Genomic DNA, 1,806 nt, shown 5'->3' with positions numbered 1-1,806 from the left:
TTTAACGCCGCTAATACTTTCATCATTTTCACCACGGCTTGCAGTTCTTGTGCAGTGTGGATTTGGCGTTGGAGAAGCTCAATAGATGACATAGCTACTCCTTTATATCTTTTGAATTTTTTGGATCTTTTGAATCTTTTACAACTGTAGCGATCGCAGTTTTGGCAGTCTTTAATAAGATATCGCGATCAGCATCACTCAATACGGCTCCGCTTTCGATTTGCAGGCAAAGATCGGCTAACTGGGTGGATATGGCTTGGGCGATCGCAAGTTCAGCAATGGCAATTTTAGCGATGGGGACGGAATCGAGCAAGCCTGCCGTCACTGAAAGCATCACAGCTATTTGCACAGCAGCCGGCATTGGCGCATATTGCTTTTGTTTGAGCATCTCGCGCACCCGTTGTCCACGTTCTAAAGTCAGCCGAGTCGATTCTTCTAAGCGCGTACCAAAGCGAGAGAAAGCCTCTAGTTCTTCAAATTGAGAATAGGAAAGACGTAAATCTCCTGAAACAGCGCGATAGGCAGGAAGTTGAGTTTTACCACCCACCCGTGAAACCGATTTACCAATATCGATCGCCGGCAATACTCCCTTTTGAAAGAGAATTGGTGAAAGATAAATCTGTCCATCGGTAATGGAAATTAGATTAGTTGGGATATATGCAGCAATGTTTTGTGCTTCTGTTTCGATGATCGGCAGCGCAGTTAAGGAACCACCACCTCGTTTGTCGTTGAAATGCGTAGAGCGTTCCAGTAAGCGCGAGTGAATATAAAAAATATCCCCTGGATAAGCTTCGCGTCCAGGTGGGCGGCGCATTAACAGAGAGATTTCTCGATAGGTGCGGGCATGGTTGGTGAGGTCATCGTAAACAATTAGCACATCGCGCCCTTGATCGGCAAAATATTCCGCCATCGCAGTAGCGGCATAAGGAGCGATATATTGTAAGCCCGGCGGTTCTTCTCCTGCTGCCATGACGACTGTTGTGTATGGCATTGCTCCCTGTTCTTCGAGGTCGGCAATTAGCTTGGCAACAGCCGCACTACGCTGTCCGATCGCGCAATAGATACAGAGAATATTTTTGTCTTTTTGATTGATAATTGTATCGAGGGCAAGACCGCTTTTACCCGTTTGGCGATCGCCTAAAATCAATTCTCTCTGTCCCCGTCCAATGGGAATCAGGGCATCAATCGCTTTGATTCCTGTTTGCAAAGGCACATTTACAGCCGCACGATCCATAATTGCTGGGGCATTGCGTTCGGCGGGACGACGTTGTGAAGTTCGCACGATACCTTTGCCATCGAGGGGACGACCAAGGGGATCGATCACTCTTCCTAGTAATGTGTCACCTACAGGGACATCAAGCACTTTACCAGTACGCCGTACTTCTGTACCTGACTGGAGTTGATCGCTAGAATCCAGCAAAACTACCCCAACTTCTTCGGGATCGAGGTTAAACACCAACCCCAGACTACCGCCAGTAAAACGAACAATTTCCTCTGATTGCACATTGGGTAAACCAATAATTTTGGCAATACCTTGCCCAATGGATTGGACAATCCCGATTTCAGTAGATCGCAATTTTGCTTCATGCTGATCCAGAGCTTGAGTATAAAATGCAAAAGTCTCTTGTAAAACTGTCTGTAAACCTTCTTTGGTCTGTTGCATCATACTTCCTCTGACTTCTGATTTGTTCCAGCTTCTTGTGCAAAAACCGTAACCAAATTTTCGGTGATGCTATCTAAGTAAGTATCCATACTCCACGCTAGTTTGTAGCCTGTGCCGCGTAGTTCGATCCCACAAATCAGACT

1 protein-coding gene is annotated in these 1,806 nt (G+C 46.3%); it reads right to left on the bottom strand.

Annotated features, from left to right (window positions below; all coding sequences use genetic code 11):
* Positions 1–94 precede the first annotated feature (94 nt).
* Entirely contained in the window at positions 95–1,666 is a 1,572-nt protein-coding gene (locus V7K25_RS07225; protein WP_335156451.1) for an alternate F1F0 ATPase, F1 subunit alpha, read from the bottom strand.
* Between the last annotated feature and the right edge of the window lie 140 nt (positions 1,667–1,806).

The sequence above is a fragment of the Nostoc sp. genome, assembly GCF_036919495.1.
Classification (GTDB): domain Bacteria; phylum Cyanobacteriota; class Cyanobacteriia; order Cyanobacteriales; family Nostocaceae; genus Nostoc.
Note: the sequence above shows the minus strand (reverse complement) of the source record. Positions and strands in the feature narration are given on the sequence as shown.